Annotated in this window: 1 protein-coding gene and 1 pseudogene; one reads left to right on the forward strand and one right to left on the reverse strand. The window is 66.2% G+C overall.

The window, feature by feature from the left end; genetic code table 11:
• Positions 1-457: pseudogene (locus MOV75_RS34335) on the forward strand (hypothetical protein); the annotation flags it as partial.
• Between the two features lie 100 nt (positions 458-557).
• Here the strand turns inward: MOV75_RS34335 and MOV75_RS34340 are convergent.
• On the reverse strand, positions 558-2512 hold a 1955-nt coding region (locus MOV75_RS34340; protein WP_247007558.1), incomplete at its 5' end, for a xanthine dehydrogenase family protein molybdopterin-binding subunit.

Raw genomic sequence — 2512 nt, forward strand, 5'->3', positions numbered from 1 at the left:
GGTTTCATTGCGCGACTATGTCGAGGTCCCCGCGGTCGCCGAGCGCAAGCCGGTCAGTCCCGCGACGTTCGAGACGGGTAAATGGCTCGGCACCGCGCCACGCCGTTGGGCCGGGCAGGACGCGGCCGACTATCTCGCCGACATCAGGGAGACCGATCCGATCTTCGCGCGCGAAGGGCTCGGCCATCCCGGCCTGATCCAGCGCGTGATGAACCGGGTGTTGGTGGACAACACGATCTTGGGCCCGTGGATCCATGTAGGCAGCCGCATGCAGCTGTTGTCGGCGGCGCATGCCGGTGACGAGATCACCGCGCGGGCGAAAGTCACCGCCAACTACGAGAAGAAGGGCCACCGCTTCGTCGAGCTCGACGCGCTCGTCGTCGCCAACGGCACCACGCCGCTCGCGCATTGCCAGCACACCGCGATCTACCAGCCGCGCGAGCAGGCGGTGGCTTAAAAAACAACACCGTCATTCCGGGGCGATGCGAAGCATCGAACCCGGAATCTCGAGATTCCGGGTTCGGTCCTGCGGACCGCCCCGGAATGACGAACGGAGCTTACGCCGCCTTGGCCTTTGCCTCCTGGATCGCGCGCCACACCCGCTCCGGGGTCAGCGGCATGTCGATCTGCTTGATGCCGTAATCCGAGAGCGCATCGAGCACGGCGTTCACCACCGTCGACAGGCTGCCGGCGCAGCCGGCTTCGCCGCAGCCCTTGCTGCCGAGCGGATTGGTCGTGGCCGGCACCGGGTGATCGCCGACCGTCATGTTCGGCACGTCCTCGGCGCGGGGCAGGGCGTAGTCCATCAGCGAGCCCGTGATCGGCTGGCCGCTCTCGTCGTAGCGGATGTGCTCCATCAGCGCCTGTCCGATACCCTGGACGACGCCGCCATGGAGCTGGCCTGCGACCAGCAGCGGGTTGATCACCGTGCCGAAATCGTTGACCGCGCTGTAGCGCACGATCTGCACCACGCCGGTCTCCGGATCGATCTCGACTTCCGCAACGTGGCAGCCGTTCGGGAACGCCGAGGGCACCGGCTCGCTGGTGTGGTCGACGTCGAGGCTGTCAGGGACGCCCTCCGGCGTCTTGCCGTCATGCAGCTTCTTGGCCAGCTCCATGATGTCGATGCTGCGGTCGGTGCCGGCGATGGTGAAGCTGCCGCCTTCGAACTCGATGTCGGCCTCGGAGGCCTCGAGCATGTGCGCCGCAGCGCGCTTGCCCTTCTCGATGACGAGCTTGGCGGCGCCCACGATCGCCATGCCGGTGGCGGTGATCGAGCGCGAGCCGCCGGTGCCGTTGCCGGCGTGGACGATGTCGCTGTCGCCCTGCACCAGCTTCACGCTCTCGAAGGGGACGCCGAGCTGCTCGGACAACACCTGCGCAAACGGCGTCGCATGGCCCTGGCCGTAATCGAGCGTGCCGGTGATGAGCTGCACGCTGCCGTCAGCATCGAACACGATCTTGCCGAGCTCGGGGCTGGGTGGCGCCGTGACTTCGAGATAGGAGCCGACGGCGATGCCGCGCAGCTTGCCGGCCTTCCTGCTCTCCTTCTTGCGCTTGGCGAAATTCTCGTGGTCGGAGATTTCGAGCGCCTTGTTGAACACGGCCTGGAAGTCGCCGCTGTCATAGGTGACGCCGGAGGAGGCCGGGAACGGCATCTGGTTCGGCTTGATGAAGTTGCGCTTGCGCAAGGTCAGCCGGTTGATGCCCATCTCGTCGGCGGCGCGGTCGATCAGCCGCTCCATGTAATAGTTCGCCTCGGGCCGGCCGGCGCCGCGATAGGCGCCCATCAGCGTGGTGTTGGTCAGCACCACCTTGATGTCGACCGCCATCAAGGGCGTGCGGTAGACGCTGGAAAAATTCTTGCCGGTGTTGAGCGAGAGCGGCCCCGGCGCGACGCCGGTGATGTAGGCGCCGAGATTGCCGTAGCCGGACAATTTGGCCGCGAGGAAATGCCCCTCGGCATCGAGCGCGAGCTCGGCGTGGATCTTCTGCGCACGGCCGTGGCTGTCGGAGAGGAAGGCGGTCGAGCGCTCGTCGAGCCACTTCACCGGGCGGCCCAGCGCCTTGGCCGCGTACAGGATGCACATGTATTCGGGATAGTTGATGTTCTTCATGCCGAACGAGCCGCCGACATTGGCGGTCAGGATGCGCACCTTCTCGTTCGGCACTTTCAGGTTCTTGGCGAGGTTGGCGCGGTTGCCGGCGACGCCTTGCGTCGGCACCTGAAGCGTATAGCGCTCGGTTGTCTTGTCGTAGGAGGCAAGGCCGACGCGCGGCTCCATCGAGACCACGGCGACACGGGTGTTCTCGATGTCGATCCTGGTGACATGGGCAGCGCTGGCAAAGGCCGCGTCCACCTTGTCCATGTCGCCATAATGGTAGTCGAGCGCGACGTTATCAGGGATGTGCTCATAGAGCTGCGGCGCGCCGGGCTTCGCTGCCTCTTCGGGATCGGTGACCGCCGGGAGCGGCTCGACGTCGAGCTCGACCGCCTCGGCCGCATCGCGCG

The organism is Bradyrhizobium sp. PRIMUS42, assembly GCF_023006515.1.
In the GTDB taxonomy this organism is placed as follows: domain Bacteria; phylum Pseudomonadota; class Alphaproteobacteria; order Rhizobiales; family Xanthobacteraceae; genus Bradyrhizobium.